The following is a 25,994-nucleotide window of genomic DNA, read 5'->3' on the forward strand; positions in this document are numbered from 1 at the left end:
TGCATTAGTGGTTGGCGTTGACCACCGCGATCAGGCTGCGGTGGCGTTCAGGGGCCGAGCGTTTTCTGTGTGCTCTAGCTCACCTTCTTGGCCAATTGGAAATCCATGTATTCGTAAGCGATCTGTTGCGCCTGCGCAGTGTCGAAAGCGTCTCCCGACAGCGCGCCGCGCAACCACAAGCCGTCGATGAGAGCTGCCAGTCCACGGGCGGCGGTGCGCGCATCTTCGAGCGGCAACACACGGCGGAACTCGCAGCACAGGTTGGAATACAGACGGTGATCGTTGATCCGCTGCAACCTGTGCAAAGACGGCTGGTGCATGCTGGTGGCCCAGAAGGCCAGCCAGGTTTTCATTGCCGGGCCATTGACCTGGCTGGCGTCGAAGTTGCCTTCGATGATCACCTGCAGATGCGCCCGGGGGCTGCTGTCTGCCAGCGCCTGACGGCGCGCGGTGACGTTCTCGCTGAGGACGCTCATCAGATACCGCATCGTGGCGGCAATCAGGCCGTTCTTGTCCTGAAAATAGTGACTGATGATGCCATTCGAGACACCGGCCAGACGGGCGATCAGCGCAATGCTGGCGTCCCCCATTCCGACCTGATCGACCGCCTGCAAAGTGGCTTCGATCAGTTGTTGGCGGCGGATGGGTTGCATACCGACCTTGGGCATCTTGCACATCTCCTTAGGCCTTCCGACGGGCGATAAACGTCGATCGGATTGAGGGCCAGTCTATTTTGTTTTGATTGAACGTTCAATCAACAAAGAATAAGATCTGCGACAAATCGTCGCTGCCTACAGATTTTTCCTACGAGTAAGTGGCGATAAACCGACATCCGAAAATGCTCGAAACCTGCGCGGGGCAAGGCGCGGTTCGACGTTCGATGGACGTGTTGAATGGGCAAGACGCTCGAGGCCAGGTTTCGGATGAACGTCCGGACCTCGGCCACGACGGCGATTCGCGGTGCCATCTCTGCAGGTTCGGGCTTTTTTCGGGGTGTCTTTATATCACCCGCCGGTCGGCTGCCAACTAACCGATTGGTCGGGTTCCGTGTTGCCTTGTGTTCTTCTCTCGCACTGCCTGGAGCATTTGTGCCATGAGTTCTGCCTCGCTTATAAAGACCCCGCCCGAGAAGGTGACGGTCAACGGTTGGGTGTTCTACACCTCTACCGTGCTGATTCTGTTGTTGACCGCCATTCTGATCATCGCCCCGCAAGAGGCCGGCAGAATGTTGGGAGTGGCTCAGGCCTGGTTGTCCCGCAGCTTCGGCTGGTACTACATGGTGGTGATCGCCGCTTACCTCGTTTTCGTGGTGGGCCTGGCGTTTTCCTCCTACGGCAAACTCAAACTGGGTAGCAAGGACGACACCCCTGATTTCAGCTACGGCGCCTGGGCGGGGATGCTGTTCTCGTCGGGTATCGGTATTTCGCTGCTGTACTTCGGCGCGTCCGAGCCGCTGGATCACTACTTCAACCCGCCGGAAGGCGCATCGGCCACCAACCTGGCGGCACGTCAGGCTGTCCAGCTGACCTTCCTGCACTGGGGCCTGCACGGCTGGGCGATCTACGCGCTGGTCGGTCTGGCCGTGGCTTATTTCGCTTACCGTCACAACCAGCCGCTGGCACTGCGTTCGGCGCTGTACCCGCTGGTGGGCGAGCGTTGGGTGAAGGGCGCAGCCGGTCATGCGGTAGACGGCTTCGGCATGTTCGTGACCCTGCTGGGTCTGGTGACCAACCTGGGGATCGGCTCGCTGCAAGTGTCCTCGGGCCTGGAAAACCTGTTCGGCATGGAGCACAGCAACACCAACCTGCTGATCGTGATCATCGTGATGAGCACCGTGGCGACCATCGCTGCCGTGTCCGGTGTGGAAAACGGCATCCGTCGTCTGTCCAACCTCAACATCATTCTGTTCAGCGGCCTGTTGATTTTCGTCCTGCTGTTCGGCCCGACCCTGCACCTGCTCAACGGCTTCGTGCAGAACATCGGCGACTACCTCAACGGCGTGGTCATGAAGACCTTCGACCTGTACGTCTATGAAGGCGACAGTGCCAAGTCCGACCGCTGGCTGGGCCTGTGGACTCTGTTCTACTGGGCATGGTGGATTTCCTGGGCCCCATTCGTAGGCATGTTCATCGCACGTATTTCCCGTGGTCGTACCGTGCGTGAACTGGTGGCCGGCGTGCTGCTGATTCCGCTGGGTTTCACCCTGGCGTGGCTGTCGATTTTCGGTAACTCGGCACTGGACCTGGTGATGAACCACGGTGCGGTGGAACTCGGCAAGACGGCGCTGGAACAGCCGTCGATGGCGATCTATCAGTTGCTGGAACACTACCCGGCGTCGAAAGTCGTCATCGGTGTGTCGATCTTCGTAGGTTTCGTGCTGTTCCTGACCCCGGCCGACTCCGGCGCGGTGATGATGGCCAACCTTTCCTGCAAGGGCGGCACCGTTGATGAAGACGCGCCGCACTGGTTGCGGATCTTCTGGTCGGTCGTGATCACCCTGGTGACCATCGGCCTGCTGTTCGCCGGTAACTTCGAAGCCATGCAAACCATGGTGGTGCTGGCCGGTCTGCCGTTCTCGGTGGTGCTGGTGTGCTTCATGTTCGGCCTGCACAAGGCGATGCGCCAGGACATGCAGATCGAACAGGAGCAAGCGCAACTGGCTGAGCGCGGTCGTCGTGGTTTCAGCGAGCGCCTGACTCAACTGGACCTGCAACCGAGCCAGTCGGTGGTGCAGCGCTTCATGGACAAACACGTCACTCCGGCGCTGGACGATGCGGCTGCACAGCTGCGTGCCCAAGGCCTGGAAGTGCAGACGCTGCTGGGTAAATCCAAGCGTTGCATGGGCGTGCGCGTCGAGATGGAAGAGGGCAACCCTTTTGTCTACGAAGTGAGCCTGGACGGCTACCTGGCGACCCCGACCGAATCGGCCCAGTCCGATGAAGCGCGCCAGCGTTACTACCGCGCCGAGGTGTACCTGCACAACGGCAGCCAGGATTACGACCTGATGGGCTTCACGCAGGATCAGATCACACGCGATGTGCTCGATCAGTTTGAAAGCCATCGGCAGCTCCTTGGCCGGGTGTACAGCTAAAAGCGATTGTTCATTCCCACGTTCTGCGTGGGAATGATGAAAACAAAAACGCCGCGATCCTCTCGCGGCGTTTTTGTGTCTGCTCTCTTTACCCCAGGTTCTTCCCGAGCAGCGCGTGATACAGCTCGCTGTCCCCGAGAATCCCCACCACATGGTTGTTGTCGTGCAGCACCAGCTTGTTGCCGGTCTGGTAACGGATCTGCAACGCGTCACGCATGCCGATGTTCGAGTCCACCAGCGTCGGACGACGATCGAGACCTTCCACCGCTTGCCCCGGTACCCAGTTCTGCAGGTCGAGTACCGAGCCGTTCTTGCGTGCACCCTTGATGGTGTTGCCTTCGGCCAGGTCCAGCCATGAGTCGCCGCCCGGATCGAGGCACACCGAACCGTTGATGCGTTTGCAGTTGTCCAGGGTGCGCATCAGGCTGCGACCGCAGAGCACGTTCAGCGGATTGGTGTGGGCGACGAAGGTGCGCACGTAGTCGTCCGCAGGGTTGAGCACGATCTCTTCCGGCACGCTGTACTGGATGATCCGGCCGTCTTTCATGATCGCGATGCGGCTGCCGAGTTTGAGCGCCTCGTCAAGGTCGTGGCTCACGAACACGATGGTCTTGCTCAACTTGCGTTGCAGTTCCAGCAATTCGTCCTGCAGGCCCTGGCGGATCAGCGGGTCGAGGGCCGAGAACGGTTCGTCCATCAGCAGAATGTCGGCGTCCATCGCCAGGGCGCGGGCCAGGCCCACACGCTGTTGCATGCCGCCGGACAGTTCGTTGGGTTTCTTGTTGCGCCACTGGGTCAGGCCCACCAGCTCAAGTTTGTCATCCACCAGTTTGCGGCGTTCTTTCTCGGGACGGCCCTGCATTTCCAGACCGAAGCTGATGTTCTCGCGCACGGTCAACCAGGGCATCAGAGCGAATTTCTGGAACACCATGGCAATGCGCTTGGTGCGCATCATCTTCAGTTCGGCCGGGCTGCAGGACGCGATGTCGATCTGTTTGCCTTCGTGCTCGACGAACAGCTTGCCGCGGCTCACGGTGTTGAGGCCGTTGATGCAGCGCAACAGGCTGGATTTGCCGGAGCCGGACAGGCCCATCAGTACGCAGATTTCACCTTTCTCGATATCCAGGCTGGCCTTTTCAACGCCGACAATCTGCCCGGTCTTTTTCAGGATCTCGTTACGGGTCATGCCCTGATCCAGCAGCTTGAGTGCCTCGCGTGGATCCTTGGCGAAGATAACGTCTACGTTGTCGAAGCGGATTATGCTCATGCGTCACCCCCTACTTTGGCGTCGGGTTGTTTGCAGATACGGTCGAGCATGATCGCCAGCAGTACGATCGCCAGGCCCGCTTCGAAGCCGAGGGCGATATCAGCAGTGTTCAGTGCGTTGACCACCGGTTTGCCGAGTCCGTCGGCGCCCACCAGTGCCGCGATCACCACCATCGACAGCGACAGCATGATGCACTGGGTGATGCCGGCTGCGATGCTCGGCATGGCGTGGGGCAGTTCGATCCGTGAAAGCAGTTGGCGACGCGAGCAGCCGAAGGCCTTGCCGGCGTCCATCAGTTCTTCCGGGACATCGCGGATGCCCAGGTAGGTCAGGCGGATCGGCGCAGCGATGGCGAACACCACCGTGGAGATCAGGCCCGGAACCACGCCCAGCCCGAAGAGGGTCAGGGTAGGAATGAGGTAAACGAAGGTCGGTACGGTCTGCATCAGATCGAGCACCGGCCTCATCAAAGTGTAGAACATCGGTTTGTGCGCGGCGACGATGCCCAGCGGCACGCCGATGACCACGCAGACCAGGGTCGCGAACATGACCTGGGCGAGGGTTTCCATGGTTTCCTGCCAGTACCCCAGATTGAGGATCAGCAGAAAGGAGGCGATCACGAAGGCGGTCAGGCCCCATTTGCGTTGAATGAAGTGCGCGAGCAGAGCGATGAGGCCGATCAACACCAGCGGGTTGAACCAGGTCAGCGCAAACGTCACGCCGTGGATCATCGTTTCCAGGGTCACGGCGATTGCGTCGAAGGTGCTGGCGCCGTGTTGCGTCAACCATTCAACGAAGCCCGCGATGTACTGGCCTAAAGGGATTTTCTGATCAATCAGCATGGTAGTGAACGTCCGCATGCAAGGAAATAACAGCCCGGGCGGGACTGGCCCGCCCGGCATAAGCGATTACTGATTCAGCTTGGCTTTCACGGCCTCCAGGCCAGGTTTACCGTCAATGGTGGTCACGCCAGCGAGCCAGGTATCGAGCACCTGTGGATTCTTTTTCAGCCAGGCCTTGGCGGCCGCTTCAGGCTTCATCTTGTCGTCGAGGATGTTGCCCATCAGGGTGCTTTCCATGTCGACGGTGAACTCCAGATTTTTCAGCAACTGACCGACGTTGCTGCATTCCTCGACGTAGCCCTTGCGGGTGTTGGTCGCGACGGTGGCCGCGCCGAAATCCGGGCCGAAGAAGTCGTCGCCGCCGGTCAGGTATTGAATCTTGAAGCGCTTGTTCATCGGGTGCGGCGCCCAGCCGAGGAACACCACCGCGGTGTCGCGTTTCTGCGCACGGTCGACCTGCGAGAGCATGCCCGCCTCGGACGATTCGACGACCTTGAAGCCGGCGTCTTTCAGGCCGAAGGCGTTCTTGTCGATCATGCTCTGGATCAGGCGGTTGCCGTCGTTGCCAGGCTCGATGCCGTAGATCTTGCCGTCGAGTTCTTTCTTGAATTTGGCGATGTCGGCGAAGTCATGCAGGCCTTTGTCGTACAGCGCCTGCGGTACGGCGAGGGTGTATTTGGCGCCCTTGAGGTTGGTGCGCACCACTTCCACGGTGCCGGCATCACGGTAGGCCTTGATGTCGTTTTCCATGGTCGGCATCCAGTTGCCGAGGAACACGTCCATGTTCTTGCCGTCGGCCAGCGACTTGTAGGTCACGGGCACGGAAATCATGGTGGTCTTGGTCTTGTAGCCGAGGGCGTCGAGCACCACGCTGGTGGTCGCGGTTGTTGCGGTGATGTCGGTCCAGCCGACATCGGAGAAGTTAACGGTACTGCACTGCGCCGGTTCTGCGGCTTGAGCCAGTAACGGCAGACTCAGCATGGCGGCCAACAACAACGACGGGGAACCTTTCATGGATGGACTCCTTGGTGTTTTTTTTGGCAGTGTTCCGACTGGACCACCGCACTTATAGGTTGCGGTTGGATGGCGTTCTGGAGACAGCTCTGTCACGGCGCCTTGCAATCGAGTCGATACGATCATGTACCAGTGAAAATCTGACGCCTACAGGGTGCGTCGTATCCAGTACAGGGATGGTCGCATCCAGTGTCAGTGACGTCGTTTACAGCTTTTTTCAGCCCTGTTTGGCCATCTGAACCGCATAAAAACGGCGAAAACACGGGCGAAAACCGGCACGGCGTTCGTGGGCATGAGTGCGTCGGTGTCAGACGCCGTGCGACCCGGGAAAAGCCTGATGATGCGGGCATTCCGGCGGATCGCAGCTTGAGCGTAGCAGCTCCGCCAGCGGGCGCTTCACGCCCCGGACCGGCACTCTCAGGAGCTCTGCATCAATGGCTATCAGCGTTTTCGACCTGTTCAAAATCGGCATTGGTCCCTCCAGTTCTCACACCGTCGGGCCGATGCGCGCCGCGGCGCTGTTCGTCGAGTCGCTGCGCGACAGATTTCTGCTGGAACAAGTGCGGCGGATCGAGGTGCAGCTGTTCGGTTCGCTGTCGGCCACCGGTGTCGGTCACGGCAGCGACAATGCGGTGATCATGGGCCTGATGGGCGAGTGGCCGGACGCAATCGACCCGTCGCAGATCGGCCCGCGGATCCAGGCTCTGCGCGAAACTCACACCCTTTTACTGGATGGTCGTTTGTCGGTGCCTTTTATATGGGCCCGCGACATGCGCCTGATCGACGAGAACCTGCCGTTCCACCCCAACGCCATGACCCTGGTTGCCGAAGGCGATCACGGCGAGATTCATCGCGACACCTACTATTCGGTCGGCGGCGGTTTTGTCGTCGATGAAGCGCAGGCGTCCAGCGGTGTGGTGGATCTGGATCGCACCGAATTGCCCTATGACTTCTCCAGTGCGGTCGAGCTGCTGGAGCTGTGCAAGCAGAACAACCTGCGCGTGGCCGAACTGATGATGGCCAACGAGAAAGTCTGGCGCAGCGAAGAGGAAATCCGCGCCGGGCTGATGAAACTCTGGCGGGCGATGCAGGATTGTGTCGAGCAGGGCCTCAAGCACGAAGGCATCTTGCCCGGCGGCCTCAATGTGCGCCGGCGTGCGGCCAAGTTGCACCGCAGTCTTCAGGAATTGAACAAGCCCAACGTGATCGGCTCGACCCTCAGCGCCATGGAGTGGGTCAACCTGTTCGCCCTGGCGGTGAACGAAGAGAACGCGGCCGGCGGGCGCATGGTCACGGCACCGACCAACGGCGCGGCCGGGATCATTCCGGCGGTGCTGCACTACTTCATGAAATTCAGCGAGGCGGTGACCGACGCCAACGTGGTCGATTATTTCCTCGGCGCGGCGGCGGTGGGGATTCTGTGCAAGAAGAACGCTTCGATCTCCGGCGCCGAAGTCGGTTGTCAGGGTGAGGTCGGTTCGGCCTGTGCAATGGCGGCGGCGGGGTTGGCGGAAATCCTTGGAGCAAGCCCGGAGCAATTGTGCAACGCGGCGGAGATCGGCCTGGAGCACAACCTCGGTTTGACCTGCGATCCGGTGGGCGGTCTGGTCCAAGTGCCATGCATCGAGCGCAACGCGATTGCGGCGGTGAAGGCGATCAACGCAGCGCAGATGGCCTTGCGCGGCGATGGCCAGCACTTTATTTCGCTGGACCGGGTGATCCGCACCATGCGCGATACCGGCGCCGACATGCATGACAAATATAAAGAGACTTCACGCGGTGGATTGGCGGTCAGCGCGGTCGAGTGCTGATACGCCGACAGCGCCGGACCAGTCAAAACTGCGCACCAAGTGAGCATCGACAATAAAACGCGCCACCTTTTGGCGCGTCGCAATCAGATAAGAGTGTTTCCCACCAACATGCCCGGATTCGCACCGGCTACCGTCCGTCATCCGTGCCAGCGGTGACACTGTAGGACAATCCCCCGCAGCCCTGTTCCCACAAGTGCTACCGATCTGCTCACGCACGCCGGGGCAGGGCTTTCACCGCCGCTGATGGCACTTCGAACAACCTTTCGTCGGACGGCTTGTATAGACGCGTCGCGACGTCGTTTTCAGGAGTTATTGAACAGCCATTCAATTTTAGGCATGGCAATTGCTCTGTCATAACAAAGCCCCGTCTCACGCAAGAGAACGATGGCAATAACAAGAGCCTCCGCCTGAGGCCATCACCTGCTTTGTGTGAGGAGATACCGCGATGACGTCGTTCAACTCCGGGGCTCAACCCCAGAACCGTGCGCCTCAATCCATCGGCTTTCTGCTGCTGGACAATTTCACGCTGATTTCCCTGGCTTCCGCAGTCGAACCGCTGCGCATGGCCAACCAGTTGTCCGGTCGCGAGCTGTATCGCTGGACCACCCTCACCGTCGACGGTGGCCAGGTCTGGGCCAGTGACGGTCTGCAGATCACCCCCGACGCCTCCATGCACAAAGCCCCGGCCCTCGACACCATCATCGTGTGCGGCGGGATCGGCATTCAACGCACCGTTACCCGTGAACACGTCTCGTGGCTGCAAAGTCAGGCGCGCCAGTCCCGTCGCCTCGGCGCCGTGTGCACCGGCAGTTGGGCCCTGGCCTGCGCCGGTCTGCTCGACGGCTTCGATTGCAGCGTGCACTGGGAATGTCTGGCAGCGATGCAGGAAGCTTTCCCGCGCGTGGCGATGAGCACCCGTCTGTTCACCCTCGACCGCAACCGTTTCACCAGCTCCGGCGGCACTGCGCCGCTGGACATGATGCTGCACCTGATCAGCCGCGATCACGGCCGTGAACTGTCCGCCGCGATCTCGGAAATGTTCGTCTACGAGCGTATCCGCAACGAGCAGGATCACCAGCGCGTGCCGCTCAAGCACATGCTCGGCACCAACCAGCCGAAACTGCAGGAAATCGTCGCGCTGATGGAAGCCAACCTGGAAGAGCCGATCGACCTCGACGAACTGGCGGTGTACGTCGCCGTGTCCCGTCGCCAGCTCGAGCGTCTGTTCCAGAAATACCTGCACTGCTCGCCGTCGCGTTACTACCTCAAGCTGCGTTTGATCCGTGCCCGGCAACTGCTCAAGCAGACGCCGATGTCGATCATCGAAGTGGCGTCGGTCTGCGGCTTCGTGTCAACGCCGCACTTCTCCAAGTGCTACCGCGAATACTTCGGCATTCCGCCGCGTGACGAGCGCGTCGGTTCCAACACCACCCAGCAGGTGGCGATGCTGCCGCTGCCGCAGGCCATCGTGATGTCGCCGCTGTCCGGGCCGATGTCGGCGCTGAGCCAGGCGCGCAACGAGTCGACCTTCGCCAGCGTGCGTCTCTAAAACGAAAGATCGCAGCCTGCGACAGCGCCTTCAGGAAAGGCACTGTCGCAGACTGCGATCTTTTTCTTCGGTCAGGTATCAGGCGCGGGTCTGTTGATACTGCGCCAGGGCCGGCAGCAACTGCTTGTCGATGGCTTCACGCACGATCGGCTGGATGCTCGCGCTGCTGGTGTACATCTGCTTGACCATGGTGCGCAGCGTGTTGGCCCGCACATCGTCCAGACCGCGCACGGCGCACTCGCAGGCCTGCTGGGCCGTGGAGCCTGACGGTACTTCGAATCCCAACGACTTGAGTTGGCCCAACAGGTCTTCCTGATCGATCAAATCGGCATACATCATGACGCGAATCCTTCTTTGGCAACGGAGGTCGTGACTCGATTCTGGTAGGCCTGTACAGGCACGGCAAGGGCGATTTGTCGCAGTGTCCACATTGGCTATGAGCATGTCGTTTTCGGCTAACTCGCCGGCCAGGGGAGTGGGCACACTGGACCCAGCTCGCTTCACGAAGGTTTGGTCACCCTCGGCATGGCAGCTCCTCAACAGTACCCTCGCCCCGATCCTGTCACGGCTTGTATCGGGGCTTTTTTTGCCTGCAATAACGCTGGCGCGGTCTAGCGCTGCAACACCAGAATCCGTGACAGCAACTCGTCCCGGTCGATGTAGCAGCCCTGAAAATGCCGGGCCCCGGTGGTCGGGTCGAAGGCGTTGCGCGCATGCAGGGTGCGGCGGTTGTCGAAGCACCACAACTCGCCGGGATTGAGCCGCTGCATCACCCGGAAACGCGGCTCGCGGGTCATGGCGATGAAGCGCCGATAGGCTCGATACAGCAGCGGCATTTGCTCCACGGACGTGTCGAATGCACCGCGCAGAAAGTTGGCCATGCGGATTTCCGCAACCCGGCCTAGCGCATCCAGGGCAATGATCGGCGCGAGGCAGCGATAGTCGCTGTGGCGGTCCTTGTTGCGAAACTCCACCGGGATCTCGCACAGCGCCTTGAACGACGCGGGATCTTCCTGGCGCAACGCTTCGGCAATCGCAAAACCGTCGACGAAAATACTCTCGCCACCCTCGGCGTCGTTCACCAGGCAATGCAGAAATTGCAGCCCCGGTTGCAGCTCGCGGGTCGGCAGGTCGGTGTGCAATGGCAGGTTGAATGCGGTGTAGGCATTGCTGTCGGCGTCGGCCTTGGATTGCACGTTGAACAGGACGCCGAAATTGCTCTCGCGAATGAACGAAATGCGCTGGGCGATCAGCTTCAGCGAGCCGGGTTCGGTGGGCACGCCGCGGACCTGGGTCAGGCCGATGTCGCGTACCGCCAGCAACCATTGCAGCAGTGCGGCGTTGTCGTTCATCAGCGCTGAATAGTCGAACACCGGCAACTGCAAATCGCTGTGCCACAGGAAAGGTTTCGGCTTGGTGGCGAGGCGCTCGGCACGGGATTCTTCGTCATAGGCGTGGGCCCGCAACCAGCCTGCATCGAAGCGACTCAGGTGGCCGTCCTGCCAGTCGATGCGCAGGCAGCCATCGGTGTCGATATGCGCGGCGGCAGGCGAAAGATCCGGCGCCGCATCGACAATCTCGAACACTTGCTCACGGGTAACGCTGTAGACGCACTGCGGACACGGGCAGTTGTCCCGCAACCACACGTGGTGAAACGGGCTGACGCGCCCGTCGGCCCATTCGATCAGGACACGATCCGCCAGGTTCTGCACGCCGTTCAGCGCGCTGATCAACGGATAAGTACGGAAATCGGCAACTGCGGCGGCGGTTTGCATGACGGCTCCTTGCGATGGATGGATTTACCGGGCTGGGGGCAGGGCGATGACCCGGCCGATGTAAGCCGGGGCGGGAAGGTCGGCCTGCTCGGCGACGATGGCTTGCAGGCGGCCCAAGGTGTCCGGGGTAAACGGTGCGGAACGCGGCCCGGCGAGGTCGACGTGGAGCAGCATCTGTTCGTTGCCGGCCAGTTCCTTGTCACCGCCGGCCAGGTGCAGGCTGTGATAGAGGTGCAGGCGTTTCTGGTCGTGACCGATGATCTGCGTGCGCACTTCGACTTCGGCGTCGAGCTTCACTTCGTGCAGATAGTTGAGGTGCAGTTCGAGGGTGAACAGTGAGTTACCGCTGGCTTCGCGGTTATTGCTGTCCATGCCGAGGCGGTCCATCAGGGCGTCGGTGGCGTAGCTGAAGATCAACAGATAGAAGGCGTCGCGCAGGTGGCCGTTGTAGTCGACCCAGTCGGGGATGATGCGGGTCTGGTAGGTGGTGAGGGTGGGCATGATGTTGGTTCCGGCAGTTGAATGGTCATCAAGATCAAAAGCCACCCCTCACCCCAGCCCTCTCCCCAAGGGGGAGAGGGGAAAGGGAGCAGATCGGGGGCTTTTCAAAGCTTGTGTTCGGCTCGGTCGTTCAGGTCGGTGTAGCTCGTACATTCACCTCGGTCAGTCCCCTCTCCCACTGGGAGAGGGCTAGGGTGAGGGCAGCGGTCTCAAGCCAGACACATCACTCGCTGAAACTCATTCCATGCTTTTCTTTGGTGGTCTTCACCGCCTCAAGCACCGCCAGCAAACAATCATCACGATAGCGCTCCAGCGCTGAAATACTGTGCCGCCCCAGTTGATCGCTGGTGCCATCCACCACATCGTCGATCAATTTGTCGGTCAGTTCCGGTGCCGGCAGATACGTCCACGGCAACTGCAACGCCGGTCCGAACTGCGACATGAAGTGGCGCATGCCGGCATCGCCACCGGCCAGGGTGTAAGTCAAAAACGTACCCATGAACGACCAGCGCAGGCCGGCGCCAAAGCGGATCGCATCGTCGATTTCACCGGTGGTCGCCACACCGTCGTTGACCAGGTGCAGCGCCTCGCGCCACAGCGCTTCGAGTAGGCGGTCGGCGATGAAGCCCGGCACTTCCTTGCGCACATGCAGCGGGCGCATGCCGAGGGATTCGTAGACTTTCATCGCCGCTTGAACCGCTTCCGGCGCGGTGTTCTTGCCGCCGACCACTTCCACCAGCGGCAACAGGTAAACCGGGTTGAACGGGTGACCGACCACGCAACGTTCCGGGTGGGTCGAGCTCTCGTAAAACTCGCTTGGCAACAGGCCGGAAGTGCTGGAACCGATCAGCGCATTCGGCTTGGCCGCCGCGCTGATCTTGCTGTGCAGCTCCAGTTTCAGTTCAAGGCGTTCCGGGGCGCTTTCCTGGATGAAATCCGCATCGCGCACGCACTCTTCAATGGTCGTCACAAAACGCAGGCGATCCTGCGAAGCACCCGGCGCCAGGCCGTTTTTCTCCAGCGCGTCCCAGGCATTGGCCACGCGTTTGCGCAGGGCCGCTTCGGCACCCGGCGCCGGGTCCCAGGCCACCACGTCGAGGCCATGGGCGAGGGCGCGGGCGACCCAGCCGCTGCCGATGACGCCGCTGCCCAGTGCTGCGAAGGTTTTGATTTCGGTGATAAAGCTCATGGTGATTTCCTAGGAGAATTCGGTGATTCCCTGTGGGAGCGAGCTTGCTCGCGAAAGCGGCGGCACTGCTGATGAAGATGCTTCGGATGTACCGGCCTCTTCGCGAGCAAGCTCGCTCCCACAGGGTTTGATGTGTGGCCGTCAGCCGCGCTGGGTCAGGCCCATCTTCTTGCGACCTTCCGCCGGGGTCAGCACCCGGGCGCCGAGGCGGCTGAGGATCTCGCTGGCGCGTTCGACCAGTTGGCCGTTGGTCGCCAGCACGCCTTTGTCCAGCCACAGGTTATCTTCCAGACCGACCCGCACGTTGCCGCCAAGCAGCACCGCTTGTGCGGCCATCGGCATCTGCATCCGGCCGATGCCGAAGCCGGCCCACACGGCGTCGGCGGGGAGGTTGTCGACCATGGCTTTCATGGTGGTGGTGTCGGCCGGCGCGCCCCACGGGATGCCCAGGCACAGCTGGAACAGCGGGTTGTCGAGCAGGCCTTCCTTGATCATCTGTTTGGCGAACCACAGGTGACCGGTGTCGAAAATCTCCAGCTCCGCCTTCACGCCCAATTCGGTGATGCGCTTGGCGCCGGCGCGCAGTTGCGCCGGGGTGGAGACGTAAATGGTGTCGCCGTCGCCGAAGTTCAGGGTGCCGCAATCCAGCGTGCAGATTTCCGGCAGCAGCTCTTCGACGTGGGCCAGACGGGTCAGCGGGCCGACCAGATCGGTGTTCGGGCCGAACTCCATCGGGTTCTCGCCCGGGCCGATTTCCAGGTCGCCACCCATGCCGGCGGTGAGGTTGACGATGATGTCGACGTCGGCTTCGCGGATGCGCTCCATGACTTCGCGGTACAGCGCCACGTCACGACTGAACTTGCCGGTCTGCGGGTCGCGGACGTGGCAGTGCACGACCGTGGCGCCGGCCTTGGCCGCTTCCACCGCGGCTGCGGCGATCTGTTTCGGGGTGACCGGCACATGAGGGCTCTTGGCGGTCGTGTCGCCAGCACCGGTGAGTGCGCAGGTGATGATGACGTCGTGGTTCATGGTGCGTTTTCCTTCAGGCGTGATGGGTCTGTCCGCAGCCCGGGGCGGGCTGCGAAGTGGTTCGTTCGTTGCGGTTTATTTGCTGGTGAGCTGGAGGTTTTCAGCCGCCGGTTTGCCATCGAAAGTGGTGACGCCTTCGAGCCAGCGCTGTTTGTCCTGCGGGTGATCCTTGAGCCATTGCTTGGCCGATTCGAAAGCGTCCTTGTGATCGAGCAGCGGCTGCATCATCCGGCTCTCGTCTTCGGCGGTGAACGTCAGGTTGCTCAGCAGGCGGCCGACGTTCGGGCATTGTTCGGCGTATTTCGGCGCGGTGACGGTCCACACGGTGGCCATGCCTTCGTTCGGGCCGAGGGCGTCGTCGCTGCCGGTCAGATAAGTCATCTGCACATTGACGTTCATCGGGTGCGGCGCCCAGCCGAAGAACACCACGGCTTCCTTGCGGCGCACGGCGCGGTCGACGGCGGCGAGCATGCCGGCCTCACTCGATTCCACGAGCTGGAACTTGCCGAGGCCAAATTGATTCTTGGCAATCATCGCCTTGATCTGGGTGTTGGCACCCGAGCCTGGCTCGATGCCGTAGATCTTGCCGCCCAGTTCTTTCTCGAACCTGGCGATGTCGGCGAAGGTTTTCAGGCCCTTGTCCGCCAGATAGGTCGGCACGGCGAGGGTGGCGCGGGCATCTTTCAGGCTCGGCGCCGGAAGAACCTTGACCTGATTGGCGTCGACGAACGGGGTGATGGTCTGGGTCATCAGCGGGTTCCAGTAGCCGAGGAACAGGTCCAGACGCTGGTCGCGGATGCCGGCGAAAATAATTTGCTGGGAGGCGCTGGTCTGTTTGGTGCTGTAGCCGAGGCCGTCGAGCAGAACCTGGGTCATGGCGCTGGTGGCGATCACGTCGGTCCAGTTCACCACGCCCATTCGCACGTTCTGGCACGACGCAGGTTCGGCCGCCATGACACTGGCGCTTAAAAACGCGGTACCGCTGAGTGCGAGAACACAGCTGCTGATCAGTCGTTTCATGTCGGGTTCCTCGGCAGGTCGTTATTGTGGGTCCCGGCGTCTGTCGCGCCGGTGATGCCAAGTTACGCAGCAATGCCCCTGTGAAAACGCACTGCGGCGACTGGCTCTTGCACTGTAGCGACCTGTGCTCTTGAACGCCGACGGCAAACGGCGTATCAACGTTGCACGCTACCCGCTGACCGAGTGCGCACCATGTCCCAGGATTTTTACTTTCTGTTGATGCCGGGTTTTTCCGCCATCGGTTTCATCTCTGCGATCGAACCGCTGCGGGTGGCCAACCGCTTTCGCGGCGAGCTGTATCGCTGGCACGTCTTGAGTGCCGATGGCGGGGCGGTGCTGGCGAGCAACGGGATGTCGGTCAACGCCGATGCGGCGCTGGAGCCGCTGAAGAAAGGGGCGACGCTGCTGGTGGTCGCCGGGTTCGAGCCGCTGAAATTCGCCACCCCGGCGCTGGAGCACTGGCTGCGACGGCTGGACAACGAAGGCGTGACCCTCGGCGCCATCGACACCGGCAGCTTCGTCCTTGCCGAAGCGGGCCTGCTCGATGGTCATCGCCTGACCCTGCACTGGGAAGCCATCGACGCCTTCAAGGAATCCTATCCACAGCTCAGCGTCACCCAGGAGCTGTTCGAGATCGATCGTCGGCGCATCACCTCCGCCGGCGGTACCGCTTCCATCGACCTGATGCTCGACCTGATCGCCCAGGCCCACGGCCCGCAACTGGCGATCCAGGTCAGCGAGCAGTTTGTATTGGGCAGGATTCGTCCGCGCAAGGACCACCAGCGCATGGAAGTCGCCACGCGTTACGGCATCAGCAACAAGAAGCTGGTGCATGTGATCGGCGAGATGGAGCAGCACAGCGAACCGCCGCTGACCACCCTGGAGCTGGCGGAGTCGATCAAGGTGACGCGGCGGCAACTGGAGCGCCTGTTCCGCCTGCACCTGAACGACACGCCGAGCAATTTCTATCTGCGCTTGAGACTGGAGAAGGCCCGGCAGCTGTTGCGCCAGACCGACATGAGCGTGCTGGAAGTCAGCATTGCCTGCGGGTTTGAATCACCGTCGTATTTCACCCGCAGCTACCGGGCGAAGTTTGCCCGGTGTCCACGGGAAGATCGGCGTACTGCTCAGGCCTGAGTTACTTCTTCATCAAAGCCGAGCAGGCCGCTTTGTAAGCCTCATGCTGATACTTGTTCAGCGTGCCCGGCAGCTCAAAGTTGTGCTTCTTGGCCTGGGCATTGATCGTCTGCGGCGACAGCAATGTCACCTCGCAACCGTCCAGCAACTGAAACACGCCCTCGATCTTGAACGTGGTCGGCCCGCCGGCAAACTCACCCTTCTTGCTGCGCTTCTTGATCGCGATGCGATCAATGGCGTTTTCCCGCACGAACGATGCTACCTGCGCGGCAAATACTTTGACGTTGGCCGCCTCGTCGTCATCGTCCAGCGCGATTTTCTTGGTGCTCAAGACAACATGGCTCCGCGCCGAACCGTCGAGGGAGGCCACGGCGATGATCGCTTCACTGCCTTTGATTTCGATACCGCAGATATTCATGTGAATCCCTTGATTGGCTGAAGAGGTGCAGCTTACAGCTCAAGCCCTCACTCCTGACCTATCGACTCCAAAAACTCCGACCGCTCGTCACTCATCCGCGCCACGCAGTCATTCTGCGCAATCTTGAACGCCTTGCTGCCGTCCGTCGCCGGGAAGGCTTCGACGGCGCAGTCGGCGTCGCGGGTTTTCAGCCATTGTTGCTGGGCGGTCTTGAGTTTGGCGGTGATGTCGGCCAGTTGCGCCGGGTTCTTGCCGTAGGTCGCCTGCATGCGCTCGTTCAGGCTTTTGTAGTTGTCCTTGAGCAGGTCTTCGGCGGTGGTGCGACTGTAGGTCGAGCATTCCAGGGTCTGGACGTCGTTTTCCACCGCGTCGCACGGGTTGTTGTCGGACTCTTCGGCGGCGTGTACGCCGGTCGCAATCAGGGCCAAAGCCAGGAAGATCGATTTCATTGATGTCGCCGCTCTAATCCAGTGGTGTTTCCGAGATGCGGCAGATTCTGGCTCAAGCTCGCGGGCTTGAACAGGTGGCTGGTCGGACCGGTTGGCGACGCTTTGTCGCGGATTGACGCTTTCGGCAATTCCCCTGTCGTTTTTGCACCCGGCTGGTCGCGCACCGAGGCATATGCTGGCCCCAAAGCGCCGGCAGACGATTCGGCGCATGAATCGCCAATAAGGGGACGCCTGATGAGCCCAGCCGAATTACACGCCGACAGCATCGTTATCGACGGTCTGATCATTGCCAAATGGAACCGCGAGCTGTTCGAAGACATGCGCAAGGGCGGTCTGACGGCGGCCAACTGCACCGTGTCGGTGTGGGAGGGCTTTCAGGCCACGGTCAACAACATCGCTGCCAGCCAGAAACTGATCCGCGAAAACAGCGACCTGGTGATCCCCGTCCGCACCACCGCCGACATCCGCAAGGCCAAGGAGCAGGGCAAGACCGGCATCCTCTTCGGCTTCCAGAACGCCCATGCGTTCGAAGACCAGATCGGCTATGTCGAGGTGTTCAAGCAGCTCGGCGTCGGCATCGTGCAGATGTGCTACAACACCCAGAACCTGGTGGGCACCGGTTGCTACGAACGTGACGGCGGCCTGTCGGGCTTCGGTCGCGAGATCGTCGCCGAGATGAACCGCGTCGGCGTCATGTGCGACCTGTCCCACGTCGGCTCCAAGACTTCCGAGGAAGTCATCCTCGAATCGAAGAAACCGGTCTGCTATTCCCACTGCCTGCCGTCGGGGCTGAAAGAGCACCCGCGCAACAAATCCGATGAAGAGCTTAAGTTCATTGCCGACCACGGCGGTTTCGTCGGCGTGACCATGTTCGCGCCGTTCCTCGCCAAAGGCATCGATTCGACCATCGACGATTACGCCGAAGCGATCGAATACACCATGAACATCGTCGGCGAAGACGCCATCGGCATCGGCACCGATTTCACCCAGGGTCACGGTCAGGACTTCTTCGAATACCTGACCCACGACAAGGGCTACGCCCGCCGTCTGACCAACTTCGGCAAGATCATCAACCCGCTGGGCATTCGCACCGTCGGCGAGTTCCCGAACCTGACCGAAACCCTGCTCAAACGCGGCCACTCCGAGCGAGTCGTGCGCAAGATCATGGGCGAAAACTGGGTCAACGTCTTGAAAGACGTCTGGGGCGAATAAGCCGCCGCTTCCCGAATACTTTCCCCCGGCCGTCCGCGCCGGGGGCAACACCCAAATTTTTCTGGAGTTAAGTTTCCATGGCCAAGATCGCCCCGCAATTGCCAATCGAAGTCGACAGCGAGACCGGTGTCTGGACCTCCGACGCCCTGCCGATGCTGTATGTGCCACGGCATTTCTTCGTCAACAACCACATGGGCATCGAGGAAGTGCTGGGCGCCGACGCCTACGCCGAGATCCTCTACAAGGCCGGCTACAAATCCGCCTGGCACTGGTGTGAAAAAGAAGCCGAGTGCCACGGCCTGGAAGGCGTCGCGGTGTTCGAGCACTACATGAAGCGCCTGTCGCAGCGCGGCTGGGGCCTGTTCAAGATCCAGGACATCGACCTCGACAAAGGCACCGCCAGCGTCAAGCTCGAACACTCGGCGTTCGTCTACGTCTACGGCAAGGTCGGGCGCAAGGTCGACTACATGTTCACCGGCTGGTTTGCCGGTGCCATGGACCAGATCCTCGCCGCTCGCGGCAGCAAGATCCGCACCGTGGCCGAGCAGGTCTACGGTGGCTCCGAAGAAGGCCACGACGACGGCCTGTTCACCGTCAAGCCATTGTAAGTCGAGGATCCCGCCATGGCTTTCGAAGCAATGTTTCAGCCAATTCAAATTGGCAAACTGACCATCCGCAACCGCGTGCTCAGCACCGCGCACGCTGAGGTCTACGCGACCGACGGCGGCATGACCACCGAGCGGTACGTCAAATACTACGAAGAGAAAGCCAAGGGCGGCATCGGCCTGGCGATCTGTGGCGGTTCGTCCGTGGTGGCGATCGACAGCCCGCAGCAATGGTGGAGTTCGGTGAACCTGTCCACCGACCGGATCATCCCGCACTTCCAGAATCTCGCCGACGCCATGCACAAGCATGGCGCGAAGATCATGATCCAGATTACCCACATGGGCCGTCGTTCCCGTTGGGACGGTTTCCACTGGCCGACCCTGATGTCGCCGTCGGGCATCCGCGAACCGGTGCACCGCGCCACCTGCAAAACCATCGAGCCGGAAGAAATCTGGCGGGTGATCGGCAACTACGCGCAAGCGGCGCGCCGCGCCAAGGCCGGCGGCCTGGACGGCGTTGAATTGTCGGCCGTGCACCAGCACATGATCGACCAGTTCTGGAGCCCGCGCGTCAACAAGCGGACCGACGAATGGGGTGGCACCTTTGAAGGCCGGATGAAGTTCGGCCTGGAAGTGTTGAAAGCGGTGCGTGCCGAGGTCGGTGACGACTTCTGCGTCGGCATGCGCATCTGCGGTGACGAGTTCCACCCCGACGGTCTGTCCCACGAAGACATGAAGCAGATCGCCAAGTATTACGACGACACCGGCATGCTCGATTTCATCGGCGTCGTCGGCTCGGGTTGCGACACCCACAACACCTTGGCCAACGTGATTCCGAACATGAGTTACCCGCCGGAGCCGTTCCTGCACCTGGCGGCCGGGATCAAGGAAGTGGTCAAGGTTCCGGTGCTGCACGCGCAGAACATCAAGGACCCGAACCAGGCCACGCGGATTCTGGAGGGCGGTTACGTCGACATGGTCGGCATGACCCGCGCCCACATCGCCGACCCGCACCTGATCGCCAAGATCAAGATGGGCCAGATCGACCAGATCAAGCAGTGCGTCGGCGCCAACTACTGCATCGACCGCCAGTATCAGGGGCTGGATGTGCTGTGCATCCAGAACGCCGCGACCTCCCGTGAATACATGGGCGTGCCGCACATCATCGAGAAATCCACCGGACCGAAACGCAAAGTGGTAATCGTCGGTGCCGGCCCGGCGGGGATGGAAGCTGCCCGTGTGGCGGCCGAACGTGGCCACGACGTGACCCTGTTCGAGAAGAAAGAATTCATCGGCGGCCAGATCACTACCGCCTCGAAAGCGCCGCAGCGTGACCAGATTGCCGGTATCACCCGCTGGTTCCAGCTGGAGCTGGCGCGGCTGAAAGTCGACCTGCGTCTGGGCACTGCCGCAGATGCCGACACCATCATGGACCTGCGTCCGGACATCGTGGTGCTGGCCGTTGGCGGGCATCCGTATCTGGAGCAGAACGAACACTGGGGCGCCGCCGAAGGGCTGGTGGTCAGCAGCTGGGACGTGCTCGACGGCAAGGTCGCGCCGGGCAAGAACGTGCTGGTCTACGACACCATTTGCGAGTTCACCGGGATGTCGGTGGCGGACTTCCTCGCCGACAAGGGCAGCCAGGTCGAGATCGTCACCGACGACATCAAGCCGGGCGTGGCCATCGGCGGTACGTCGTTCCCGACCTACTACCGCAGCATGTACCCGAAAGAAGTGATCATGACCGGCGACATGATGCTGGAGAAGGTCTACCGCGAAGGCGACAAACTCGTCGCCGTGCTGGAGAACGAATACACCGGCGCCAAAGAAGAGCGGGTGGTGGATCAGGTGGTCGTCGAGAACGGCGTGCGTCCGGATGAAGAAATCTACTACGCCCTCAAGGACGGCTCGCGCAACAAGGGCCAGATCGATGTCGAGGCGCTGTTCGCGATCCAGCCGCAACCTTCGTTGAGCAGCAATGGCGACGGTTACCTGCTGTTCCGCATCGGTGACTGCGTGGCGCAGCGTAATACTCATGCTGCGATCTATGACGCCCTGCGGTTGTGCAAAGACTTCTAAAGGTTTGCACATGACCCTGTGGGAGCGGGCTTGCCCGCGAATGCATTCTGTCAGTCACCGCTGCATCGACTGACCCGGCGCTTTCGCGAGCAAGCTCGCTCCCACAGGAACACGCCGAACGTGTTTCTCCAGGCTGTACTGGTGGGAGCTTCACCATGTTGAACACCCTTCTTCCAATCCTGTTGTTCGCAGCCCTGGCCCTCGCGGTGCTGGGGGCGTTGCGGCGGGTGGCCATGTGGCGTCGGGGCCGGGCCTCGAAGGTCGATCTGATCGGCGGCCTGTTCGCCATGCCCAAGCGTTACATGGTCGATCTGCACCACGTGGTGGCGCGGGACAAATACATCGCCAACACCCACGTCGCCACGGCGGGTGGTGCAGTTGCCTCCATCGTGCTGGCGATTCTGGTCCACGGTTTCGGCCTGCATAACCGCATCCTCGGCTACGCGTTGCTGCTGATGACAGCGGTGATGTTCGTCGGGGCGATCTTCGTTTACCGGCGTCGGCTCAACCCGCCGTCGCGGCTGTCGAAAGGCCCGTGGATGCGCCTGCCGAAAAGCCTGCTGGCGTTCTCGGCGTCGTTCTTCCTGGTGACCTTGCCGGTGGCGGGGATCCTGCCGGAGAACTTCGGCGGCTGGGTGCTGGCAGCGATTCTCGGACTTGGTGTGTTGTGGGGCGTGTCGGAGCTGTTCTTCGGCATGACCTGGGGCGGCCCGATGAAGCACGCCTTCGCCGGTGCGTTGCACCTGGCCTGGCACCGCCGCGCCGAACGTTTTGGTGGTGGCCGTTCCACCGGTTTGAAACCGCTGGATCTGAATGATCCGACCGCGCCGCTGGGCGTGGAAAAGCCCAAGGATTTCACCTGGAACCAGTTGCTCGGTTTCGACGCCTGCGTGCAGTGCGGCAAGTGCGAAGCAGCGTGCCCGGCGTTCGCCGCCGGCCAGCCACTGAACCCGAAAAAACTGATTCAGGACATGGTCGTCGGCCTCGCCGGCGGCACTGATGCCCAATTCGCCGGCAGCCCCTATCCCGGCAAGCCCGTAGGAGAACACTCAGGCAATCCGCATCAACCGATCGTCAACGGTCTAGTGGACGCCGAGACCCTGTGGTCGTGCACCACCTGCCGTGCCTGCGTCGAGGAATGCCCGATGATGATCGAGCACGTCGATGCCATCGTCGACATGCGTCGTCACCTGACCCTGGAAAAAGGCGCGACCCCGAACAAGGGCGCCGAAGTCCTGGAAAACCTGATCGCCACCGACAACCCTGGCGGTTTCGCTCCGGGCGGGCGGATGAACTGGGCGGCGGACCTGAACCTCAACCTGCTCAGCGAGAAGAAGTCCACCGACGTGCTGTTCTGGGTCGGCGACGGCGCCTTCGACATGCGCAACCAGCGCACCTTGCGCGCTTTCGTCAAAGTGCTGAAAGCGGCCAAGGTCGACTTCGCGGTGCTGGGGCTGGAAGAGCGCGACAGCGGCGACGTGGCCCGACGTCTGGGTGATGAAGCGACTTTCCAGTTGCTCGCCAAACGCAATATCCAGACCCTGGCCAAATACAGCTTCAACCGCATCGTCACCTGCGATCCGCACAGTTTCCATGTGCTGAAAAACGAGTACGGCGCGTTCGACGGCAACTACTTCGTGCAGCATCACAGCACTTATCTGGCGGAAATCATCCAGGCCGGCGCGCTGAACCTCGGTCAGCACAAAGGCAACAGCGTGACCTATCACGATCCGTGCTACCTCGGCCGCTACAACGGCGAGTACGAGGCGCCGCGCGAAGTGCTGCGAGCCCTCGGGATCGAGGTGAAAGAGATGCAACGTTCCGGCTTCCGTTCGCGCTGCTGCGGCGGCGGTGGCGGGGCGCCGATCACCGACATTCCGGGCAAGCAGCGGATCCCCGACATGCGCATGGAAGACATTCGCGAGACCGGCGCCGAACTGGTGGCGGTGGGTTGTCCACAGTGCACGGCGATGCTCGAAGGTGTGGTCGAACCGCGTCCATTGATCAAGGACATCGCTGAACTGGTGGCCGACGCGCTGCTCGAAGACGCTGCGCCGAACAAGCCTGCCACCCCCGCCAAACGTGAACCTGCGGAGGCCCACTGATGAGCGACATTATCCGCCGCGACCCTCGCGCCGAATGGATCGCACGTAACCGCCTACATCCGCTGCACGCGGCCATGCAACCGGCGCAACACAGCTGGATGGGCCCCAACGGGATCATCCGCAAGAACCTGCACGGCATCGGTTTCATCGGGCCGAACGGCATCAAACGTATCGACCGCAGCGGCGCCCAGCAGGGCGGGGCGGTCAAGCGTTCGGCAGCGGTGGAAGTGCAATTGCCGCTGCATCAGGTGCCGGCCCCGGCGTTCTACATCAGCGTGGTGCCGGACATGGTCGGTGGCCGTTTGAGCAGCCACGACCGCGACCTGCTCGGCCTGGCACATCAACTGGCCGGCAGCGACGGCGCGGTGCTTGCCGTGGTGTTCGGCGAGCACAAGGAAAATGCTTTTGCCACGGCGGGCGTTGACCGCTTGCTGGTGTTGGAGGGGGAAGAATTCAGCGGTTATGCACCGGAGCAACGCATCCAGGGCCTGCGGGCTGTGGATAACCAGTTCAACCCGCGCCACTGGCTTATGCCGGACAGTCGCAGCGGTGGTGGCGAACTCGGTCGGCGCTTTGCCGCTGCACTGGGCGAGCGTCCGGCCACACGGGTGTGGCAGGTCAAGGATCAGGAGTGTATCGGCCGTGCCGGTGCCGGGTTGCAGGATCTTGCCCGTCCGGTCGCACGGCTGATACTGGCGTCCGCCGAATGCGCCGAACCGGTCAGCGAATCCCGTCACGAAGCGCTGCCGGTGGAGTTATCCACACCCGTGGCGCGCAGCCTGTCGCGGATCGAGGATCTGGGGGCGGTGGCGGTGGATCCGGCGGCGATTCCGATGGCCGAAGCCGAGTTCATCTTCTCCGGCGGCAACGGCGTCAAGGACTGGGACCTTTTCCACAAGACCGCCGCCGCCCTCGGCGCCACCGAAGGCGCCTCGCGGGTGGCCGTGGACGACGGCTTCATGACCCGCGACCGCCAGGTCGGCGCGTCCGGCACCTGGGTCACGGCACGGGTTTACGTGGCCGTGGGGATTTCCGGGGCGATCCAGCACCTGCAGGGCATCGGCGCCTGCGACAAGGTGGTGGCGATCAACCTCGACCCGGGCTGCGACATGATCAAGCGTGCCGACCTGTCGGTGATCGGCGAAAGCGCGGAAATTCTCCAGGCCTTGATCGCGGCGGTAGAGGCTTACCGCAACGAAGCCAAGCGCGATGCGGCTTAAGGAACGGTTATGAGCACAAAGATCATCAGTCTGGTTTCAATCGGCGCTCACCCGACCTCGGGCCGCCCGCGTCGTGCCGAACAGGATGCACGGGCGGTGGAACTCGGCTTGCAACTGGCTGGGGATAACCTGCAAGTGCTGCATGCCGGGGACATTGGCGAACCTGCACTGCGCGCTTATCTGGGCATGGGCCTGGAGCAGATGCATGTGCTGGAACAACCGGCCGGCGCGGATGCGTTGCCGGCGTTGACCGACTATTTGCGTGATGCCGGCGCTCAGGTGGTGTTGACCGGCAGTCAGGCGGAAACCGGTGAAGGTTCGGGGATGCTGCCGTTCCTGCTGGCCGAAGGGCTGGGTTGGCCGCTGGTGGTGGGGCTGGCGCAGGTCGAGTCGATCAACGACGGTTCGGCGCTGGTGCTGCAAGCGTTGCCCCGTGGCCAGCGCCGCCGGTTGAAGGTGCGGCTGCCGTTTCTCGCGACTGTGGATAACGCGGCGCCCAAGCCACGGCAAAGTGCTTACGGCCCTGCGCGGCGCGGCGTTCTCCAGGCAAAAGATGTGGAAGTGGTGGATGACGAATTGCTTGCGCTCGCGACCCTGCAACCGGCCAAGCCCCGGCCGAAACGCTTGAAGGTGATCAAGGCCAAGAGCGGGGCTGACCGGATGAAAGCGGCGACGGCCAAGGCCAGTGGTGGCGGTGGGCAAGTGCTTAAGGGCGTGACTGCCGAGGCAGGTGCCGAAGCTATTCTCAAACTGCTGATAGAAGAAGGTGTTGTCCGCTAGAGTCCTGAATTTGACCCTCTTCCTTTGGAAGAGGGTTTTTACCCACAATCCCTGTTGGCGGATCTGTGGATAACGTGTTCGCCCATCCCTGAACCCCACGCCAACCAAGCCCTCCAGCCCGAAGATCAAAAAACAACCAGCCTAACTCGCGGTTTTTTCGAGCTTTTTTCCCAGGATAACTCCCCAAGTTGCCCCCAATCTCTGTTGGCGCTTCTGTGGATAAGATGTTCGCTATCCACTGAAAGCCATATAAACCGTGGCTTTCAAAGGGTTGATCAAAAAACGTTCAATTCAGTCTTTTAACTCGCCAAACCTCGCGAAAACCCCGATGTATCAACGCCTCCAACGCTTTTCCACAGCACCCGCCAAGTTACCCCCGAACTCTGTTGGCGCTTCTGTGGATAAGGTGTTCGCCATCCTCTGAAAGCCACGTAATCCGTTGTCTGTAGCGATTTGATCAAAAAACAGTCAATCGCTAATGGAATCGCTGCTTCTGAATAAGTCACGGTTTTTCTTCACAAAACCCCGATTATTTTCCAAGGTCATCCACAGTTGTCCCCATTTGCTGTGGGTGGCTATGTGGATAACTTGTTCGCCAAACCCTGCAAGCCCCGCAGGCTATAGTCCAAATGGCAATTGATCAGATTTCATACAGTTCTAAGAGCCTGCCTTGACTTCAATCCGGCCGCTGTCTTCACTCCAATGGCACAAGGACCGCCGTCACTTATCCACATCTGGTTCAGGGAGAACGCGTGATGGATACCCAGCCACATCGCTCACCCCTCAATCCCCGCTTGCTGTCAGCCCCGAAGCCGCGCACGCGCACCTTGCGTCGTGCCGCCAATCAGCATGCCCGTCTATAGCGCCTGAACCCTGCCACACCGCTGTACTGCCGCCGGGC

General features: G+C 61.4%; 22 protein-coding genes. 10 read left to right on the plus strand and 12 right to left on the minus strand.

All coding sequences use genetic code 11. From position 1 onward, the window contains the following. Positions 1-74: 74 nt before the first annotated feature. Entirely contained in the window at positions 75-668 is a 594-nt protein-coding gene (gene betI / locus AC07NR_RS12625; RefSeq protein ID WP_085688616.1) for a transcriptional regulator BetI, read from the minus strand. 425 nt (positions 669-1,093) lie between these two features. Between betI and betT the strand changes: the two genes are divergently transcribed. Next, positions 1,094-3,091 (plus strand): choline BCCT transporter BetT, encoded by a 1,998-nt coding sequence (gene betT, locus AC07NR_RS12630; RefSeq protein WP_085709137.1) that lies wholly within the window; start codon positions 1,094-1,096, stop codon positions 3,089-3,091. Positions 3,092-3,179: 88 nt separating this feature from the next. On the opposite strand, the gene choV is transcribed toward betT, so the two are convergent. From choV to AC07NR_RS12645, 3 genes are all read right to left on the minus strand, one after another. Next, on the minus strand, positions 3,180-4,358 hold the full coding sequence (choV, locus tag AC07NR_RS12635; protein WP_085709138.1) for a choline ABC transporter ATP-binding protein: 1,179 nt from the start codon (positions 4,356-4,358) through the stop codon (positions 3,180-3,182). Beyond that, entirely contained in the window at positions 4,355-5,200 is an 846-nt protein-coding gene (gene choW, locus AC07NR_RS12640) for a choline ABC transporter permease subunit (protein ID WP_085709139.1), read from the minus strand. The genes choV and choW overlap by 4 nt, the downstream gene beginning before the upstream one ends. A gap of 66 nt (positions 5,201-5,266) precedes the next feature. Continuing rightward, positions 5,267-6,214 carry a choline ABC transporter substrate-binding protein gene (locus AC07NR_RS12645; RefSeq protein ID WP_085709140.1) on the minus strand — a complete coding sequence of 316 codons (948 nt, stop codon included), beginning with the start codon at positions 6,212-6,214 and terminating at the stop codon, positions 5,267-5,269. Positions 6,215-6,648: 434 nt separating this feature from the next. Between AC07NR_RS12645 and AC07NR_RS12650 the strand changes: the two genes are divergently transcribed. Beyond that, complete coding sequence (locus AC07NR_RS12650) at positions 6,649-8,025, plus strand: L-serine ammonia-lyase (RefSeq protein WP_248739978.1); 1,377 nt, start codon at positions 6,649-6,651, stop codon at positions 8,023-8,025. A 445-nt stretch (positions 8,026-8,470) separates the two neighbouring features. Further along, the gene (gene gbdR, locus AC07NR_RS12655) at positions 8,471-9,574 is read left to right on the plus strand and encodes a choline metabolism transcriptional regulator GbdR (protein WP_065260190.1); all 1,104 of its coding nucleotides are present in this window, start codon (positions 8,471-8,473) and stop codon (positions 9,572-9,574) included. Between the two features lie 78 nt (positions 9,575-9,652). Here the strand turns inward: gbdR and AC07NR_RS12660 are convergent, their stop codons facing one another. The 6 genes from AC07NR_RS12660 to AC07NR_RS12685 all read right to left on the minus strand — a co-directional run bounded on the left by AC07NR_RS12660 (position 9,653) and on the right by AC07NR_RS12685 (position 15,088). After that, a complete protein-coding gene (locus AC07NR_RS12660) occupies positions 9,653-9,913 on the minus strand; it encodes a hypothetical protein (protein ID WP_085688602.1) in 261 nt (86 codons plus the stop codon). Between the two features lie 272 nt (positions 9,914-10,185). Further along, positions 10,186-11,349: a gamma-butyrobetaine dioxygenase gene (locus tag AC07NR_RS12665; protein WP_495078671.1), complete on the minus strand. Its 1,164-nt coding sequence runs from the start codon at positions 11,347-11,349 to the stop codon at positions 10,186-10,188. Between the two features lie 24 nt (positions 11,350-11,373). After that, a complete protein-coding gene (locus AC07NR_RS12670; RefSeq protein WP_439820214.1) occupies positions 11,374-11,850 on the minus strand; it encodes a thioesterase family protein in 477 nt (158 codons plus the stop codon). Between the two features lie 223 nt (positions 11,851-12,073). Beyond that, positions 12,074-13,039 carry an L-carnitine dehydrogenase gene (locus AC07NR_RS12675; RefSeq protein WP_495078672.1) on the minus strand — a complete coding sequence of 322 codons (966 nt, stop codon included), beginning with the start codon at positions 13,037-13,039 and terminating at the stop codon, positions 12,074-12,076. Between the two features lie 141 nt (positions 13,040-13,180). Continuing rightward, entirely contained in the window at positions 13,181-14,068 is an 888-nt protein-coding gene (gene cdhC, locus AC07NR_RS12680) for a 3-dehydrocarnitine:acetyl-CoA trimethylamine transferase CdhC (RefSeq protein WP_011336296.1), read from the minus strand. Positions 14,069-14,143: 75 nt separating this feature from the next. Next, positions 14,144-15,088, minus strand: a complete 945-nt coding sequence (locus AC07NR_RS12685; protein WP_495078673.1) for a choline ABC transporter substrate-binding protein — start codon at positions 15,086-15,088, stop codon at positions 14,144-14,146. Between the two features lie 192 nt (positions 15,089-15,280). Between AC07NR_RS12685 and AC07NR_RS12690 the strand changes: the two genes are divergently transcribed. Next, on the plus strand, positions 15,281-16,225 hold the full coding sequence (locus AC07NR_RS12690; RefSeq protein WP_085688589.1) for a GlxA family transcriptional regulator: 945 nt from the start codon (positions 15,281-15,283) through the stop codon (positions 16,223-16,225). Position 16,226: 1 nt separating this feature from the next. On the opposite strand, the gene AC07NR_RS12695 is transcribed toward AC07NR_RS12690, so the two are convergent. Further along, complete coding sequence (locus AC07NR_RS12695) at positions 16,227-16,643, minus strand: DUF3010 family protein (RefSeq protein ID WP_495078674.1); 417 nt, start codon at positions 16,641-16,643, stop codon at positions 16,227-16,229. Between the two features lie 47 nt (positions 16,644-16,690). Next, positions 16,691-17,092, minus strand: a complete 402-nt coding sequence (locus AC07NR_RS12700; protein WP_085709255.1) for a lysozyme inhibitor LprI family protein — start codon at positions 17,090-17,092, stop codon at positions 16,691-16,693. Positions 17,093-17,326: 234 nt separating this feature from the next. Between AC07NR_RS12700 and AC07NR_RS12705 the strand changes: the two genes are divergently transcribed. The 6 genes from AC07NR_RS12705 to etfB all read left to right on the plus strand — a co-directional run bounded on the left by AC07NR_RS12705 (position 17,327) and on the right by etfB (position 25,093). Next, the gene (locus AC07NR_RS12705) at positions 17,327-18,304 is read left to right on the plus strand and encodes a dipeptidase (protein ID WP_007959776.1); all 978 of its coding nucleotides are present in this window, start codon (positions 17,327-17,329) and stop codon (positions 18,302-18,304) included. Between the two features lie 77 nt (positions 18,305-18,381). After that, positions 18,382-18,912, plus strand: coding sequence for a DUF5943 domain-containing protein (locus tag AC07NR_RS12710; protein WP_007926354.1), 531 nt, complete (start codon positions 18,382-18,384; stop codon positions 18,910-18,912). A 15-nt stretch (positions 18,913-18,927) separates the two neighbouring features. Beyond that, positions 18,928-20,988 (plus strand): dimethylglycine demethylation protein DgcA, encoded by a 2,061-nt coding sequence (gene dgcA / locus AC07NR_RS12715; protein ID WP_007959780.1) that lies wholly within the window; start codon positions 18,928-18,930, stop codon positions 20,986-20,988. Between the two features lie 155 nt (positions 20,989-21,143). Then, positions 21,144-23,093 (plus strand): dimethylglycine demethylation protein DgcB, encoded by a 1,950-nt coding sequence (gene dgcB / locus AC07NR_RS12720; protein WP_495078675.1) that lies wholly within the window; start codon positions 21,144-21,146, stop codon positions 23,091-23,093. Beyond that, complete coding sequence (gene etfA / locus AC07NR_RS12725; RefSeq protein WP_495078676.1) at positions 23,093-24,313, plus strand: electron transfer flavoprotein subunit alpha; 1,221 nt, start codon at positions 23,093-23,095, stop codon at positions 24,311-24,313. Before dgcB ends, etfA begins: the two co-directional genes overlap by 1 nt. Positions 24,314-24,322: 9 nt before the next feature. After that, entirely contained in the window at positions 24,323-25,093 is a 771-nt protein-coding gene (gene etfB / locus AC07NR_RS12730) for an electron transfer flavoprotein subunit beta (RefSeq protein ID WP_495078677.1), read from the plus strand. Positions 25,094-25,994 lie beyond the last annotated feature (901 nt).

It is taken from the genome of Pseudomonas sp. GW821-FHT09C09 (genome assembly GCF_059418105.1).